This window comes from Streptomyces africanus, from assembly GCF_030816955.1.
Lineage (GTDB): Bacteria > Actinomycetota > Actinomycetes > Streptomycetales > Streptomycetaceae > Streptomyces > Streptomyces africanus.
Window position 1 is genome coordinate 66,241 of the sequence record NZ_JAUSYP010000001.1, and the last position, 14,764, is coordinate 81,004.

17 protein-coding genes and 6 pseudogenes are annotated in these 14,764 nt (G+C 66.9%); 15 read left to right on the forward strand and 8 right to left on the reverse strand.

Annotation, left to right across the window (positions count from 1 at the left end; all coding sequences use genetic code 11):
- Positions 1–90 precede the first annotated feature (90 nt).
- Positions 91–954: pseudogene (locus tag QF034_RS00420) on the reverse strand (IS5 family transposase).
- Positions 955–1,116: 162 nt separating this feature from the next.
- Between QF034_RS00420 and QF034_RS00425 the strand changes: the two are divergent.
- Positions 1,117–1,740, forward strand: coding sequence for a DUF1326 domain-containing protein (locus QF034_RS00425; RefSeq protein ID WP_307172993.1), 624 nt, complete (start codon positions 1,117–1,119; stop codon positions 1,738–1,740).
- A gap of 85 nt (positions 1,741–1,825) precedes the next feature.
- On the opposite strand, the gene QF034_RS00430 is transcribed toward QF034_RS00425, so the two are convergent.
- Positions 1,826–2,662 (reverse strand): DUF2182 domain-containing protein, encoded by an 837-nt coding sequence (locus QF034_RS00430; RefSeq protein WP_370880750.1) that lies wholly within the window; start codon positions 2,660–2,662, stop codon positions 1,826–1,828.
- A 120-nt stretch (positions 2,663–2,782) separates the two neighbouring features.
- Here QF034_RS00430 and QF034_RS41705 point away from each other — a divergent pair.
- Positions 2,783–3,096, forward strand: a pseudogene (locus QF034_RS41705) (IS110 family transposase); the annotation flags it as partial.
- A 181-nt stretch (positions 3,097–3,277) separates the two neighbouring features.
- Here the strand turns inward: QF034_RS41705 and QF034_RS00435 are convergent.
- Positions 3,278–3,559: a hypothetical protein gene (locus tag QF034_RS00435; RefSeq protein WP_307172994.1), complete on the reverse strand. Its 282-nt coding sequence runs from the start codon at positions 3,557–3,559 to the stop codon at positions 3,278–3,280.
- Between the two features lie 846 nt (positions 3,560–4,405).
- Between QF034_RS00435 and QF034_RS00440 the strand changes: the two genes are divergently transcribed.
- Positions 4,406–5,242, forward strand: a complete 837-nt coding sequence (locus QF034_RS00440; RefSeq protein WP_307172995.1) for an MBL fold metallo-hydrolase — start codon at positions 4,406–4,408, stop codon at positions 5,240–5,242.
- A gap of 191 nt (positions 5,243–5,433) precedes the next feature.
- Here the strand turns inward: QF034_RS00440 and QF034_RS00445 are convergent.
- A pseudogene (locus tag QF034_RS00445) lies at positions 5,434–6,251 on the reverse strand (IS5 family transposase).
- A gap of 56 nt (positions 6,252–6,307) precedes the next feature.
- On the opposite strand from QF034_RS00445, the pseudogene QF034_RS00450 reads away from it, so the two are divergent.
- The 3 genes and pseudogenes from QF034_RS00450 to QF034_RS00460 form a co-directional block, all read left to right on the forward strand.
- Positions 6,308–6,771 (forward strand): annotated as a pseudogene (locus QF034_RS00450) (transposase); the annotation flags it as partial.
- 521 nt (positions 6,772–7,292) lie between these two features.
- Entirely contained in the window at positions 7,293–7,556 is a 264-nt protein-coding gene (locus QF034_RS00455) for a hypothetical protein (RefSeq protein ID WP_307172996.1), read from the forward strand.
- Between the two features lie 39 nt (positions 7,557–7,595).
- Positions 7,596–7,796 carry a hypothetical protein gene (locus tag QF034_RS00460; protein WP_307180110.1) on the forward strand — a complete coding sequence of 67 codons (201 nt, stop codon included), beginning with the start codon at positions 7,596–7,598 and terminating at the stop codon, positions 7,794–7,796.
- A 272-nt stretch (positions 7,797–8,068) separates the two neighbouring features.
- On the opposite strand, the gene QF034_RS00470 is transcribed toward QF034_RS00460, so the two are convergent.
- Positions 8,069–8,692: a TetR/AcrR family transcriptional regulator gene (locus QF034_RS00470; protein WP_307172997.1), complete on the reverse strand. Its 624-nt coding sequence runs from the start codon at positions 8,690–8,692 to the stop codon at positions 8,069–8,071.
- 70 nt (positions 8,693–8,762) lie between these two features.
- Between QF034_RS00470 and QF034_RS00475 the strand changes: the two are divergent.
- Together QF034_RS00475 and QF034_RS00480 are read left to right on the forward strand one after the other, a co-directional pair.
- Positions 8,763–9,155 (forward strand): annotated as a pseudogene (locus tag QF034_RS00475) (hypothetical protein); the annotation flags it as partial.
- A gap of 81 nt (positions 9,156–9,236) precedes the next feature.
- A complete protein-coding gene (locus QF034_RS00480) occupies positions 9,237–10,085 on the forward strand; it encodes an alpha/beta fold hydrolase (protein ID WP_307179761.1) in 849 nt (282 codons plus the stop codon).
- 210 nt (positions 10,086–10,295) lie between these two features.
- Here QF034_RS00480 and QF034_RS00485 read toward each other — a convergent pair whose 3' ends face one another.
- Positions 10,296–10,778 (reverse strand): hypothetical protein, encoded by a 483-nt coding sequence (locus tag QF034_RS00485; protein WP_307172998.1) that lies wholly within the window; start codon positions 10,776–10,778, stop codon positions 10,296–10,298.
- 119 nt (positions 10,779–10,897) lie between these two features.
- On the opposite strand from QF034_RS00485, the gene QF034_RS00490 reads away from it, so the two are divergent.
- Positions 10,898–11,026 (forward strand): nucleotide-binding protein, encoded by a 129-nt coding sequence (locus QF034_RS00490; protein ID WP_307172999.1) that lies wholly within the window; start codon positions 10,898–10,900, stop codon positions 11,024–11,026.
- 51 nt (positions 11,027–11,077) lie between these two features.
- Complete coding sequence (locus tag QF034_RS00495; protein WP_307173000.1) at positions 11,078–11,305, forward strand: hypothetical protein; 228 nt, start codon at positions 11,078–11,080, stop codon at positions 11,303–11,305.
- Here QF034_RS00495 and QF034_RS00500 read toward each other — a convergent pair.
- Entirely contained in the window at positions 11,292–11,729 is a 438-nt protein-coding gene (locus QF034_RS00500) for a cytidine/deoxycytidylate deaminase family protein (RefSeq protein ID WP_307173001.1), read from the reverse strand. The genes QF034_RS00495 and QF034_RS00500 overlap by 14 nt on opposite strands.
- Before the next feature lie 72 nt (positions 11,730–11,801).
- Here QF034_RS00500 and QF034_RS00505 point away from each other — a divergent pair, with 72 nt between their 5' ends.
- From QF034_RS00505 to QF034_RS00520, 4 genes and pseudogenes are all read left to right on the forward strand, one after another.
- On the forward strand, positions 11,802–12,233 hold the full coding sequence (locus QF034_RS00505) for a hypothetical protein (RefSeq protein ID WP_307173002.1): 432 nt from the start codon (positions 11,802–11,804) through the stop codon (positions 12,231–12,233).
- A gap of 194 nt (positions 12,234–12,427) precedes the next feature.
- Positions 12,428–12,681, forward strand: a pseudogene (locus tag QF034_RS41350) (transposase); the annotation flags it as partial.
- A 195-nt stretch (positions 12,682–12,876) separates the two neighbouring features.
- Positions 12,877–12,996, forward strand: a complete 120-nt coding sequence (locus QF034_RS00515) for a hypothetical protein (protein WP_370880927.1) — start codon at positions 12,877–12,879, stop codon at positions 12,994–12,996.
- Positions 12,997–13,028: 32 nt separating this feature from the next.
- Positions 13,029–13,394, forward strand: coding sequence for a DUF6281 family protein (locus QF034_RS00520; RefSeq protein WP_307173003.1), 366 nt, complete (start codon positions 13,029–13,031; stop codon positions 13,392–13,394).
- 110 nt (positions 13,395–13,504) lie between these two features.
- Here the strand turns inward: QF034_RS00520 and QF034_RS00525 are convergent, their stop codons facing one another.
- Complete coding sequence (locus tag QF034_RS00525) at positions 13,505–13,750, reverse strand: transposase (RefSeq protein ID WP_307173004.1); 246 nt, start codon at positions 13,748–13,750, stop codon at positions 13,505–13,507.
- Positions 13,751–13,879: 129 nt separating this feature from the next.
- Here QF034_RS00525 and QF034_RS00530 point away from each other — a divergent pair, with 129 nt between their 5' ends.
- Positions 13,880–14,560: a trypco2 family protein gene (locus tag QF034_RS00530; protein ID WP_307173005.1), complete on the forward strand. Its 681-nt coding sequence runs from the start codon at positions 13,880–13,882 to the stop codon at positions 14,558–14,560.
- The last annotated feature ends 204 nt before the right edge of the window (positions 14,561–14,764 follow it).

The following is a 14,764-nucleotide window of genomic DNA, read 5'->3' on the forward strand; positions in this document are numbered from 1 at the left end:
AAAAGCGGAGTAGGTGCGGTTCGAGGCCACCGACCCTATTCGCGCATGCGGTGACGCCCCCGCAGCTCGGAGGCGATTACCGGTCTCCCGCTAGACCAGTTTCGTTTGGATCATCGGGCGGACCAGAGGAAGATTGCCTGCGATGTGGAGTCCGGCCAGGTAGATGGTGGCGGTCTTCTCGTAGCGGGCGGCGATGCCGCGCCACTGCTTGAGGCGGTTGATGCATCGCCCGACGGTGTTGCGCTGCTTAAGGCCTCACGGTCGAAGGCTGGTGGTCTGTCGCCTCGGCTTCCCCGGCGAAGCCGGTGACCCTGCTGGTCCGCCGGGACGGGAACCACTGCCGGATGCCTCGCTTGCACAGGGGCTCCGCGGGATGCGCGTGAGCTGTACGCCTTGTCGACCAGAATCACGTCCGGCCTGGTGCGGCGCCGTCCTCGCCGTCGGGGAACACGCAGATAGGCCATCCGTTCGGTGAAAGCGGGCGCATCGCCAGACTGTCGGGCGGTAAAGACGAAGGCCAGCGGGCGGCAGTTGCTGTCGGCGGCAAGGTGGATCTTCGTGGTCAGTCCGCCGCGGGACCGGGCGATTTGCGTGCGTCCGGTTCGCCTGCTGGGGCCCCCTTTGGCGGGCCCTGACCGCATGCAGGTGATGAGCGCACACGATGGTGGAGTCCAGACGGCCCAGTTGAGGTCCTCGTTCGGCGTCGGCCAGGGCCATCATCGCGGCGAAGACCCACTCCCAGATTCCGTCCATGGCCCACATCCTCAGCCGGTTGTAGACGCCTCGCCAGTTGCCGTACTTGCCTGGCAGGTGGACCCACTAGGTTCCCGCTGGAACTTAAGGGCGATCGTATCGATCACCTCCCGGTGGTCCCACCACCGGCCACCCCGCGGCGTCGGGGTCCGGACCAAACGGCTCGATCCGCGCCCACTGCACGTAGAGCCGACCCCACACCCGACCAACGATCAGATGATCCAAACGAAACGAAACGGCGTACCGTGCCCGCCACCGCTCAACTTGCCCGGTTTGCCGGAAACGACGTTTACATACCAGTTTGGCGAGTCTAGCGTGAAAGCACGAGTGACGTCAGCCACCGCCCCGGAGAAGGGAGCAGTCATGTCGTGGACGATATCCGGCACGTACGTCGCCGGCTGCTCGTGCGCCGTGCTATGCAGCTGCCCGTATGACGGCCAGCCCCGGGACGCCAAAGGCGGGACCGATTGCCTGGGCACCGCCGTCTTCCACGTCGCGGACGGGAATTTGGACGATGTGGATCTGTCCGGTGTGGCCTTCGCCTTTTACAATCACTTCCCGTCCAACCTGAGCTCCGGCAATTGGAAGGTCGGTCTCGTGGTGGACAGCGCAGCCAGTGACGAGCAGGCGAACGCACTGGAGCGCATCCTGTCCGGCCGCGAGGGCGGTCCGTTCGGCCAGCTCTCACAGTTCTACGGCGAGTACCTGGGAATGGAGCGGGCGACGGTGTCTCTCACGGACGGGGAGAGGCGCGGCCTTAAGGTCGAGGGCAGAACGGAGCTGTCCTACGAGCCGCTCACCGGCCCCGACGGCAGTTCGACGAAGATCAGGAACGCCATGTTCGGGTTCGCGCCCGAATTCGAGGTCGGCAGGACTAAAGGGCGTTCCGATGCTTTCGGGCTGGGTTACGAGGCGTCTTACGGCGAGACGGCCGAATACGTCTTCAGCAGCGAGGAGGCCGAAGGAGCCAGCCAGGGACGCGCCTGAGACCCCGCATCAGCACACAGGCGTGAGCGAAGGACTTCTTTCTTCAAGCTGCTGCCCGGCGGCCTGGCGGACGATGCCGGATGAGTCACATGCCGTCCATCTTGGGCATCGAATCCTGCAGCCCTGGCAGCAACCAGTCCTGGAACAGCGCGAGCCCGGCCAGGACGAGGAACGCGACGCCCACGACCCGGGCGAGCAGCGGGCCGCGGGACCACAGCTTCTCCACGAAGATCACCACGGCGAGTCCGGCCATCGCCGCCACGTTCATCACGCCGAGCGGGATGAGGACGACCATGAGCCCGGAGCAGCAGCCGACACAGTAGGCGCCGTGGTGGAGTCCGACCCGCAGGTCGCGGGCCGGTGGCCGGAAGCCCGCGTAGTGCATCAGGTGACTCATAGGGTCGCGGCAGTGCCGCAGGCACACGTACTTGAGGGGGCCGAGCTGGTATAGGCCGGCGAGCAGGAATGCGGTGAAGCCGATCCAGCGCCCGGCGGTCGGGTGGTCGGCGACCAGGTCACCGGTGAGGGCCAGCCCCGTGTAAGCGAGCGCTCCGAAGGCGGTCCACACCGTCAGGTACCCGGCGACGAACTCGACGGTGTGTGCGGCCCGGGTCCAGCCGGAGGACAGCCGGCCGATGCCCCGCGCCCAGGTGATGGCCACCGGCGCCATAGACGGCAGCATCATGGCCGCCATCATCGTCACCCACAGCAGCAGGAAGAGGGGTAGCGCCATCCCCATCGTGCCGGGCTCGACCCCCATGTCCCGGGCCTGCCCGATCGTGAGCGCCCACGCGGGCACCGCGATGAAAACGACGAGGAACCAGGCGGCCGCAAGATCCCGCTTCGGCAGCAACCCGCCGCCTGCTCCCATCGGCGCGGGCGACCGCGTGGGTGCGAAGACGGTGGTCCGGGTGAAGCGCATCGTCGTGCCCTCCTATGGACATTTCCAGCAGACCACTCCTCGACGTAGGGTGCGACCTCGCCCGGCCGAGTTGCCGTCCAGCGCGCGTGATGACCATGAGCTTGTCCTACCCGATGGCATGTGGAGGCTTTCGGCACGGCCGACCGCCTCGCGTCCTTCGCCGACCTCTCGCAGGTGCGGGAGCCCGGCCGCGTAGCGGCAACATGCGCCGCCCGCGCCGCTACCACCGGCGGCCTGCTCCGTGCCTTCCACCTCTCCGCGATGGCCAGCCTGAGAACCTGCTCCGCCTCCCAGGCCTACTTCGGGCACAAGCGGAATTCGGGGAAGGGGCACAAGCAGGCCCTGCTCGCTCCAGCCCGCCGACGAGCCAACGTCTTTGGGCCATGCTCTGCTACGGAGAGTGTTACGAGGCCCTACCAGCCGTCACGGCAGCGGCTTGGCATCGTCATTGGGGAATGGTATCCGTCGCGTGGTGTGCCAGTCGGCCGCCGTCCTCATCGGGCGGGTACACGACGACGGGCTGTGCGCTAGCCATGGCACCAGCGTGTGGCAGGGTCAGTGTGCGCGCATGCTGTGCCCGCCCCTTGGTTCATAGGCGGGCTCGGTTGTCGCGGCTCAGCCGGCCTCCCGCTGCTCGCGGAGGTCGTGGACGGTGGCGGTGAGGGTTCCGTCTTGCTGTTCGTAGTGGGAGAGAGCAAGGCCGAGGCCGAACAAGGTGGGTGCCCATTCGCCGACGAAGATTCCCCACCGGTGGGCGCGGGCGAGATCTGCGGGGGCGCCGGGCTCGGCTTTGAGGCTGACCATCCAGATGAAGGCGGAGAACCCGATGCTGCCGAAAGCGGCCATGTAGGCGTGTTCGCTGCGGATGCCCACCTCGTGCATCTTCTTGATGATCATGGTTCTCTCCCGATCACATGCCGGTGGAGCGGGTGGTGTGCGCTGGCGACGGGGTATTCGGCGTCGCAGGCCGAGCAGAGTTCCATCCACACGCTGGCCCCCGCAGTCGTTCCACAGCACAGGAGGTCACCTCCGCAACGAAAGCACGGCCGCACGGGTTCGCCTCGGTGCGCGGTGGGACTCAGGCGGAGGAGTTCTTCGTCGCTGACGTCATCAACGTCGCCACCAACATTGATGGTGCGGAAGAAGGAGGCATCGGGTCGCATCACATAGCGCAGGCGGAGTTCGACGTTGCGGGCCGCCTTTCGGGGTGGAGCGTGACGCGAACGGCCCGATCCGCCCGCCATCTGATCAGCGTCAGGGCGCGGCATGTGTGACCGCCCATGAGTCCCGGTCGTGGCTCTCGGGCACCGAAGCCGCAGACGCGAGCAGGAGTAGACCCGCCACGGGGGGGGATGAACGAGCCTGCCCCTGCCACGTTGGTGCCCGCTTACCCCCTCCACGGAGCGCAGGCACCCAGATCCCACAGGGGGATTACTCTCCTCAGCGTGCCAGACGATCAGAATGTCACGGAGGTTCGGATTGTGGCATGCTCAGGTCATCTTCGTATGCCGACCAGATCACGCAGGCACACGCAGGGCAGGCAGACGGCGGGACGCAAGAAGTGCCCACCGCTCGACTGCGGCGGCGCGGCCTGGGAGCGGTTCAAGGGAGCGCACCCACGCACCCGCGCCTTGTCGTCCCACGGCGCCCGCCCTCTTGCCGGATGCAGCGTCTGCGAGAAGGGGCGAGGATGGACCAGTAGGCCGCGACACGATCACCATCCTGGGGGCTTGGAGATGCGTCATGCCGGTTCACAAGGTCCGACCGGACATCAGCGTCCTGAATGACAGCCTCGAGGTGCCGGGAATCGGGCATCTCCCGGTAAATTCCTTTGTGCTACACGCCTCCCAGCCCGTCGTCATCGACACCGGCCTCGGACTGCCCGACCGGAATTTCCTGGAGCTGGTGGCTTCCGTGCTCGACCCCGTCGATGTGCGATGGATTTGGCTCACACACCCGGACCGAGACCACACGGGCGGGATCTTCGATTTGCTGGCTGCGGCGCCCGAGGCTCGTGTCGTGACCACGTTCCTTTCCGTGGGGTACCTGTCCTGTGAGCGGCCACTGCCGCTTGATCGCCTCTATCTGATCAACCCAGGGCAGACCCTGGATGTCGGCGACCGTACCCTCATGGGGTTCAGACCACCGCTTTTCGACAACCCGGGCACGGTCGGCTTCTTCGACGATCGGTCCGGAGCCTGCTTCAGCTCCGACTGCTTTGGCGGGCCGATGCCCAGCGCCGAACTGGCACGAGCCGATGACGTCAGTGCAGTCGGCGAGGAGGATCTGCGGGCCGCGCAGCTGCTGTGGGCGACAGTCGACAGCCCGTGGGTGCAGAACGTGGATGCCCAGAAGTTCGTCGGCAGCTTCCAGCCGCTGCGGGAGAGGGAGCCGGAGCTCATCCTCTCCACGCATCTGCCGCCGGCACCGGGGATCACCGGGGCGATGATCGACAGACTGGGTTCGGCGGCCGGGGCTCCGGCGTTCGTCGGGCCGGACCAGGCAGCGCTGGAGCAGATGCTGGCAGGGTTCGAGCCGAGTGGAGGCGGGCACCAGCCAGCGCCCGGAACTCCCGGATGATTCCAGGGAGTCACTCTGTTCTTCGGCACCGGGTCACAGCGATCGGGCATGGCCCCGCCCGCCCCCCTTGTGCTCTCTCTGGGGACGGCATGTGCCCCTCTCCTCCTCCCGACCCGGGCGCCTTGCGTCAGCAGAGCCCGCAGCCCCGCACTCGACGCCCCAGACGCCTCAAGCAAGACTAAGACGGTGTCCTATGTGGTGAGGCGGACCAGGCGTTTGTAGCAGCAGATAGCTGCGGCGAGGCCGAGAAACGCCAGGTAGTTGCGGGAGTGTCGTTCGTAGCGTGGGCTGAGTCTGCGGTAGCCGGACAGCCACGAGATCGTCCTCTCGATCACCCACGTGCGGCGGCCCAACCGTTCGCTGGACTCGATGCCTTTGCGGGCGATGCGCACGCCGATGCGCTTGCCTCGTAATCATTTCCGCAGGTGAGGAAGGTCGTATGCCTTGTCCGCGTGGAGGCGTTGAGGCTTGAAGTAGCGGCCGCGGTGGGGGTCGTGTCTCGTTTGGTGACCTTCGACCATGGGCTTCAGTGCTTCGCTGTCGTGGGTGTTGGCGGCCGAGACGCCGACGACCAGGGGCAGTCCGTTCGCGTCCGACAGGACGTGCATCTTGGAACCCGGCTTACCCCGGTCCACGGGGCTCGGACCTGTGAGTTCACCCCCTTTTTAGCCCGCACGTGAGCGGAGTCGAGGACCACGCGCGAGACATCGATGAGACCGGCGTCATCGAGTCGGTGCAGCACCGCCTCATGCAGCCGGCCCCACACCCCGGCCCGCGACCAGATCAGGAACCGGCGGTGCGCGGTCGACTTCGATGTCCCGAAACACGGCGGTAGAGCACGCCATGCGCAACCGCTGACCAGCACGTAGATGATCGCCGCGAACAGCGTCTCATCAGGCGTGTCCTGCGTCCCGCCGCCCTGCGGCCGCACTTTCGATGCTGGGATCAGCGGCTCGGCGATCTCCCACAGCCCGTCCGGAACAATCCAACTCCACGTACCCCGCCCCATACGCAGACCAACGAGCGATCACCACATAGGACACCGTCTAAGGGGTCGGCCGGCACATGGTCTCGCAGGCTGGTTCAGTCCTGCTGGCAAAGACAGTCCGCAAGAGCGGACTTGGCCAGGCGATATCCGCGGCACTGACGCCCTGGCGGAAGCCGCGGGCGTCCCACGATCCCGGCAAGATCCTCTTGGACGTCGCGCTCGCGGTCGCGATGAACGGGGACTGCCCGGCCGATGTCGGCGTGCTACGGGCCGAGCCGGCCGTCTTCGGTCCCGTGGCCTCCGACCCGACGGTGTCCCGCTTGGTCAACCCTCTCGCTGCCTGCGGCGACAAGGACGTTGAGGGCGATCCGCGTCGCCCGGGCCGAAGTCCGCTAACCCGTCTGGCACTTGGCCGCCGAGAGGGCGCCTGATGCGGACAGGACGGTGACCGTCGACCTGGGCGTGGTGTTGGTGATTGCCCACTCGGCCAAAGAGGACGCCGCCCCGACCTGGATGAAGACCTACGGCCACACCACCCTGCTGGTGATGGCGACGGGGTCATCGACAGCAACCCCTTCGGTGGTGCTGGCTTTGGCTACATCCTCGGGGCCGAATCGGACGACTTCGGCTCCTAGAGCGGTTTCGACCGTGGGCAGCACTGTGGCAGCGGTTCGGGAGGCGTTCGTCGGCCGCGGCCCGCGCAAGATGTTCACGAGTTTCGACAGCACTGGACATTCCTGGGCCGAGGCGGAGAGGGCCCGTCGATGCCGGCGATCGGAGGTCCGGACAAATGCCGTCTACCAGGCGGCCGTGGGGAACCACGGAGATGACGACCGGACGGCCCAGGTTCTTGAGGAGTTCCACGCGGCGCTGCGCCCTGCCCTGGAGCCGCCAGTCCCAGAGGCCCGCTGGCGTGCCCTTAGGCGCCGTCGGCGGGCCGTGCGTGAGTAGCGGCTCCGGCCTTTGTTGGCAGGACCAGCCTGGCTCTGGCCCCAGGGGCCGGGACCCCTGGTCGGGCGGCCATGCCCTCCCGCGCGGCTCGCCGCGACCCTGGGCACCGCCGTGGTCGCCATCGCCGTCGCCGTACTGTCCAACAACCGGGTGGCCGGGCAGGTGCAGACCGGGTTCACGGGCAACGGGCGGCTGTCCGAGCCCGGTGATCTGCTGCGGCAGTGGATCCAGCTTGGCGCCTGGACCCTGCCCACCGGCTCCGCTCCCGGGCGCCGGCTGCTGTACCGGCTCGGCGACGTGGCGCTGCTCGCCCTGGTCTGGTGGGGGCTGCGACTGCTGCCCGTCCTACTCGACCGCGTCACCTACCCCGCCTAGTCGCTCGGCGCCGTCGCCGCCACCACCCTGGGCGTGGTGATGAGCGGACTCTGGCACTCGCTCCTCTCCTATCAAGGCAGCACCGGTGGGCCCCTGCTCTACTACGTCTCCGTAGGCTCAGGCGTTTCGGCGGCGCTCGTCTTCGGCACCCTCGCCGGCTGCGCCAGCACGGTGACCGTCCGGATCCGCAGCCGCGCACAGCAGCCCGCCCCGCCCACACCGCGAACCCAACCGGCCTGACCGGCCTGGTCCAACAACGGGCACCGACAACCCACAGGGCGCTGCCGCGCGCACGCCCTGCTCGCCCACCCAACACACGGCGGTGCCGGAGTCGGCGAGCAGAGTGATGGCGGGGTGGGTGATCCGGCTGCCCGGTCCGATGAGGAAGGAGGAAGACGGCGAGCGGCAGCCGGGACATGGACGGTGCGTGCCTTGTTGATGTCGGCCGGTGGAAGTCGCCGCAGATCTGACTCACGACGGTGAACCCGAGGAGACCTCATCCTGACTGCCCATCACGAAGCACCCCCATCATGATCGATGAGGGACATCCCGGATGCCAGAGCGCGGGCAACGTCGGCGAAGTACTGCTCGTCGGCACCAGGGGCAAGACCGAGCGGGACGCCCTGGCTGAGACCGACGAACAGTGCCCTGAGCGCGGTGGTCAGGCGTTGCGCCTGTTGCGACGTCACGACGGTTCCGTTGTGCGACCTTCCGGTGAACAGCGCGATCAGATGGTTCTCCTGCGACCGGATGGACGTGGCGAGATGGGATCCCAGGTCTGGGTCGTGCAGGGCCATGTCCAGCAAAGTGATCTGGAGCGACAGGCGGGACAGCGCGTCCGGGGCGTCACAACTGCGCCGGTAGTACCGGGCAAAGGCGTCGACCGCTTCCAGCAGGTCAAGTCCAGCGGGAACCGCCTGCTCGATCTCCTCGTAGTACGGCCGCAGGTAGTCGGCGACCAAGGCGACCACCAGGCCGTTCTTACTCCCGAACAGTGAGTAGATGGCGCCGGTGGTCAAGTCGGCGCGTTCGGCGATCTCATCAAGCTTGGCCCGGTACCCGTCCCGGGAAACGACCTGGAACGCAGCGTCCAACAAGGCCCGGCGGTTGCGTTCCTTGGCCTCCGCTCTCGTCATTCTCATAGTTTGATTATTGCAGTAATCTCATTACGGAACCAGCTCAGGACGAGCTTTGAGGAGGACGCTCATGGCCCAGGTCGTGGCACCGCGGGTGACCCGCCAGACGGCGGGCGCCATCGCCGATGGCGCCTTCAAGGTGTTGCTCGCCGCTGTCTACATCGCCGGCGCTGTCCCGCTCGGCCGGTTACTCGGCACGCCGGCCTGGCTGATGGTCGTCTCAGGCGTGGCCCTGCTGATCGGCGGCGGCATCGAGATCAGATACACGCGCAGCCGGTCGATGCGCACCTACACGCAGCTCATGATTGCCTACGACAGTGGCTGGGTGTTGGCGGCGTCGATCGGCCTCCTGATGGCGCGACAGGGCAGCAGCGCCGGGGGTGAAGTCTGGATGGGGTACCAGACAGCCGCCCCCATCGTGTTCGCCGCGCTGCTGGTCGCCGCTGCCCCCATGCAGGCAGGCCACACGGATTTCGGCACCCGAGCCACATCTTTCACTAGAACGATCTGTCAGGAAATGTGCGACCGAGCCGGAGGCAGTGCCATGCCCGAGATCGAGTTGAGCGCAGGGACGATCGACTACGAGGACACGGGCGGTGACGGCCCCGTCGTGGTCCTGGCTCACGGCCTCGGCTTCGACGAGTCGGTGTGGAGCGAGGTCGTCTCCGACCTCCGGCCCGACTTCCGTGTGCTGGTCCCCGTACTGCCGATCGGCAGCCACAGGCGGCCGATGCGGCCGGACGCCGACCTGTCCGCGCACGGCATCGCGTCGCTTCTGGCCGAGTTCATGGACTGCCTGAACCTCCGTGATGTCACCCTCGTCCAGAACGACACCGGAACGGCTCAACTCCTCGTCGGCGTACGAGACCATCGCATCGCCCGGCTCGTCCTCACCTCCTGCGAGGCCCTGGACAACTACCCACCGGGCATTCAGGGCAGAACACTCCACCGGGCCAGCAAGCTTCCCGGCGGCCTCTTCCTCCTCCTCCAGTCCTTCCGCTTCCCGGCCCTGGCTCGCATGCAGACGTCACTCGGCGGGATGGCGAAGAAGCGGCTCCCGAAGGAGCTGATCGCCCGCTGGTACGGCCCACTACTGAGCAGCCGCGACATCCGGCGCGACTTCGCCAAGTTCTGCCGCAGCACGGACCCGGACTGCTATCTGAAGGCCGCCGCGAACCTGCCTTCTTTCACTCGCCCCGCACTGGTCGCCTGGGGCGCCGAGGACCGCATGATGCCGCCCGCCACGGGGCGCCGTCTCGCGGAGCTGCTGCCGAACGCCCGCTACGTGGAGATACCCGACGCCCGCACCCTCGTCCAGTTCGACAACCCGGTCGGCCTCACCGCGGAGCTCCGCCGCTTCCTCAAGGAACACCCGCTGCCCGGGGAGAGCTGAGCGGGGGCGTCGAGACCGAGCCAGTCACCTGCCATCCAGCGCGGGGACCTGAGATGAGCAGGTCTGGAGGAACACGGCGAGCGCGGGTGGGGACTTCAAAGAACGCCAACAGGATTGAGCGAGACAGCCAATCCGCCCCCATCCCGCTCAAACTGATGCACCCGAGGTCAGGCACTCACGCTGCCTCACCTTCAGCGAGACCGGACAACATCAGCCAGGAAGGCCCAGGTCGTCCAAGGTGGCGCCGTCCGCCCAGCTCTGCAGCTGGTGGCGATCGAGGAGGTGGACACCGCCCTGGCGGGAGGCCCAGAGCACGTCCGCACGACTGAAGGCGCCGAGGTGGACGACGACCCGGATCAGGCGGTCGACGCCGGGCCGCCCGGCCTCCCGCAGGGGAGCGAGCCCGCCAGTCTCCTCGTCCTCGTCCGCCGTCGCCACCGGACGGAACGTGACGTCGAGTTCGCGGCCCCGGCGATCCCGGGCGTACAGGCGCGGCCGCCCCTCCCGCGCCGTCAGGTCGACCACCTGCCAGCCGTCGCGCCGCAGCATCCGCGCGGCCGCCACCGCCAGGCCGGGGTCATCGAGCCGCGCCAGCTCCGCCGCGGTGTAGCGCCCTCCGCGCCGGCGGGCAACCGACCGGTGCAGGCACAGGCCCGCAGCCGCGGCGGCCGCGAGGAGGACGACGCCGAGCACCAGGCCGCCGACGCCGAGCGGTCGACGTCGTCGGCCTCGGCGCCGGTCGCCGCTGGATACCGGACAGCTTGCCGATACTCTTCCCCCGTGAGTTGGGCGTATCGACTGAAGGTTCTGACATGAGCAGAGTGCTGGCTGTGTACAGCGAGAAGGGCGGCGTGGGTAAGAGCGCCCTGTCCGCAGGGCTTGTCGCGGCCGCACGGAAACGGAAGCTCGGTGTCATCGCGGGGGACTTCGACCCGCGGTGAACCTTCACGGCGGAGCTGGGCATTTCCGCCGATGAAGCGCCGGCGTTCTCCATGAACGACTTGCTGGCGCTCGATCCGCAGGGAGAGACTGGTCTGGCTGCGGATGCGTTCGCTGAAGCGGGTAAGGCCTGGTCCGGCGTACAGGTCATCGCAGCGGAGCGGGCTCTCGCTAATCGGGAGACCGACAACATCGCGGTCGGTCTCGAGTTCCGTCTGCGGCTAGTGCCGCATCAGACAACGTTCGCCCCGTTTATGTGTGGCGGCGTCAGCTCGTGCTGAGTGGTTCGTTTTCCTCAGTTTCGAGCTGGTGGTCGGCCCAGATGTAGCTTTCGGGAAGCAGATCGGTGATGGAGACGGCCCGGAGCCGCTTGCCTGCCCCGACGATGACTTGCAGGGCCGGGAAGTAGTCGAGAAGGACCTGGCGGCACCGTCCGCACGGGGGGACGACTCCTCGGTTGCGGTTGCCCACGGCGACGATCGTGTCCAGCTCATAAGCGCCCTGGGCGGCTGCAGTGCCGAGGAGAACCAGCTCGGCGCAGGGGCCGCCGGTGAAGTGGTAGGCGTTCACTGCGGTGACGATCCGGCCGTCCTGGGCACGGGCTGCGGCCGCCATGGTGTGGTTGTCGCCCCGGCAGCGAGTGCGTGCGATGTGGGCTGCGGCCTCGATGAGTTCGTGGTCGACATCTTGGGTCTGCGTGGTCATCTGCTCTGCCTTCGTAAGGTGTCAGGCGACGTTGACCCGCGTGACGATGGTGCGCAAGCGAATATCGGCTGTGTGCGGGTACCGGCCTGGTGGGCGCTGGGACCCCAAGGGCGAACAGCAGCAGCAGCACTCCTCGCCCGACTGGAGAAGCTGACCTGGGACGAAGTCCTCACCCTGCGCCGCTCCTACAACAAGGCATGGCCGACCGACCGCGAAGACCCCACCTGGTACGAGGCACAGGACCTCGCCGCGAACGCCGACCGAGCCACGCTGAAGAACGCCCTGATCAAGCACACCGAAACAGCACTGGACCGAACAGCCCGCTCCCACAGCAAACGCGTACAGGGCTTCTCGGACGAACAAAAAGCCGTGTGCTTCGCCGCCACGGCCCTCGCAATCGAAGACCTCTCCCCCAGCCTCGCCCACCGCCTCCTCGGACCACTCCGCCTCGCACTCGGCGACGTCCACACCTACCCCGTCCCCTCATGGGCCCACAACCCGTAACCCAAGGCGACTGCGGACCAGTCGTGACCAGCCCAGATCCGTAGCCGCGGGCACGGAGGCAGCAGCGTTGGCAGGGCGGCGCCCCCAGCGAACCCAGGGCCAAGCAGAGGTCAGCGTCTGGGCGTCGAGGTCCAGTTCAAACAGGGCGGCGCGTCCAAACGCCGCCTCATACCAACGACCACTGAACCTGCACCCTGCCTGTCCCGGCTTGCCAGACGAAGACCGGCGGCCACCCGGAGAAGTGGCCACGGCGGGAGATCGTCGACGGCATCCGCTACATCGTCGACAACGGCGCAAAGTGGCGGCCCTGCCTGCGGACTTTCCCCCGTGGGAGACGGTTTACGGCTTCTTCTGGAGGTGGAACCGGGCCGGGGTCATCACCTACATCCGCGATCAACAGCAGCTCCCAGTGCACCGACCGGGACGAGCTGAGCACCTGGGACGCGGGCGACCTCAAGGGCAACCACGTCGCCGTGATCTGCTCATGGACCTGGCCGATGGCCGGCGTCAAGAACGACCTTCGTGAGGCCGACGTCCGCTTCAACACACGCGATCAGGACTTCACGAACAGCCGACCAGCAAATGCTCGAACAAATACGACGTCCGCTCCGTCGGTACTCATGAGGCCGGACACGTCTTCGGACTGGGACACGTCGGTTCGGGACACGAAAACCTCACCATGTACACCAACTCGTCCACCTGCAACACGAAGGCCAGGACGCTCGGCAAGGGCGACGTCCTCGCCCTTCGCAGCATCTACTGAGGAGGCCGTTCATGAGTTGGGCCAAGCGATCCGTGACCGCGGTACTGACGGCAGCTGTAGCGGCGTCAGTTGCCGCCTGCACGTCAGAGGGCAACAGCGCGGAGGACGCTGCGTCATGCGTCTACCAGGTGACCTACGACGGGCGCACCTACCGGGATGTCGCCAACGTGGAGTTCACGGTCGGCAGCAAACTCGGGACAGCGACGAAACCGCCCTGTGACGACACCGGCGGCCAGGACGAGGAGCCGGCCACGAAGGAGACCGCTTACAGCGTGGACGGTATCTCTCCCAGGATGGCCATCGCCGTCGGGGACTCACCCGACGACGTGCAGTTCGTCGCTGTCTACTCCGGCAACGAACTGCCGCCCGAGGTGAAAGAACTGATCGCCAGCTCATGAGGAACGGTGCGGGGCGTCGCTGGACCGGACGGACCCCTGAGCCCCGCGCCGGCCTCCGCTCCATCACGATCGCTCTGTTGCGGTTGCCGTCCTGCTCAGCTTGTCTTGTCCTACGCTTCTCCAAGCGTGCGTCGAGCAGCGCGTACCAGGACGTCCGGCCCGATTCGACGCCACGGAGGTAGTTGACGCCATGGGCAGCCGCTGACCAGGACGTAGATGATGGCTGCGAACAGCGTCTCATCAGGCGTGTTCGATGTTCCGCCACCCTGTGGCCGTGCTCGTTGCTCTGGGATCAGCGGCCTCGCGATCTCCCACAAGCCGTCCGGCACGATCCAACTCCACGTTCCCCTCCCCATGCCGGGTCAACGTCCGCCCCATCACGTAGGACACGGTCTAAGTCAATCAATCCGCAGGTGAGTGAAGCCAAGCAATAGGGCCGCATGGCAGAGCCGTTGAGGAGCTCCTGGGCCCGTAGCGTCGTCCTCATGGCATCTAGACAGCAGAACGACGAACCAGGGTTCGGGCTGGACGAAGTACTGAGTCAGCTTGGTCACGACCTCGTCGCCGCTCGTAATACAGCATCCGAGGAGGAAAGCTATGGCTTGGTCGTCAAATGGGCGGAAGTTGAGCTCGCGGTCACGGTCACAAAGGAGCGGAGTGGCAAGGGCGAGGGCAGACTGAAGTTCCAGGTGCTCCCGTGGCTCACCGGGGCTGAGGCAGCTGGTGAAGTCTCAGCAAAGAAGGGTGACTCACGGGTCCACCGGATCAAGCTGACACTCGCCCCACAGGCTGCCATTGCAGGTTCCCAAACCAGCGGCTACGCCATGCCCGAACCCAACTACAACGCTGGTGGACCCGAACCTTCCGGGTTGAACCAGCCTGAGCTGAGGTCGGCCGCTACGACTGACTACGAGCACTCATGGCAGAACGCTGACGGCGGCATCGTCGCTGGGGTCAGACCCGAAGGGCATGGACGGCCAGAGATCAACATTGTCCTGCCAACTATGGATCTCTCCCCTACGCAGGTGGGCGAGATCGTCGCCAGCTCCCTCAGGGAAGCCACCGGTACAGGGCACACCACGCGGAAGGAAGGCGGAAGGGAGCGGTCAACGACGCAGAGGCAAGGCGAAGCAGGACCGTCAACGGGAAGTAGCCCAGCAGGTTGACTCCCTCCGCAAACCGCCACGGCACCAGGGGCGGCCACCTTCACATCGCGCTCTACGGGAGCAGGAGGGAGAGATATCCCGTGAGGTGGCCGGAGCCGCTGCGTGCCTTCGTCGAAGACGGCCATACCGAAATTGACGGCGAAGAGCACGCCGCGAAGGGTCGAGGGCGCCCGGTGCAAGGGATGGCGTCCGGCCCCGGCCCCG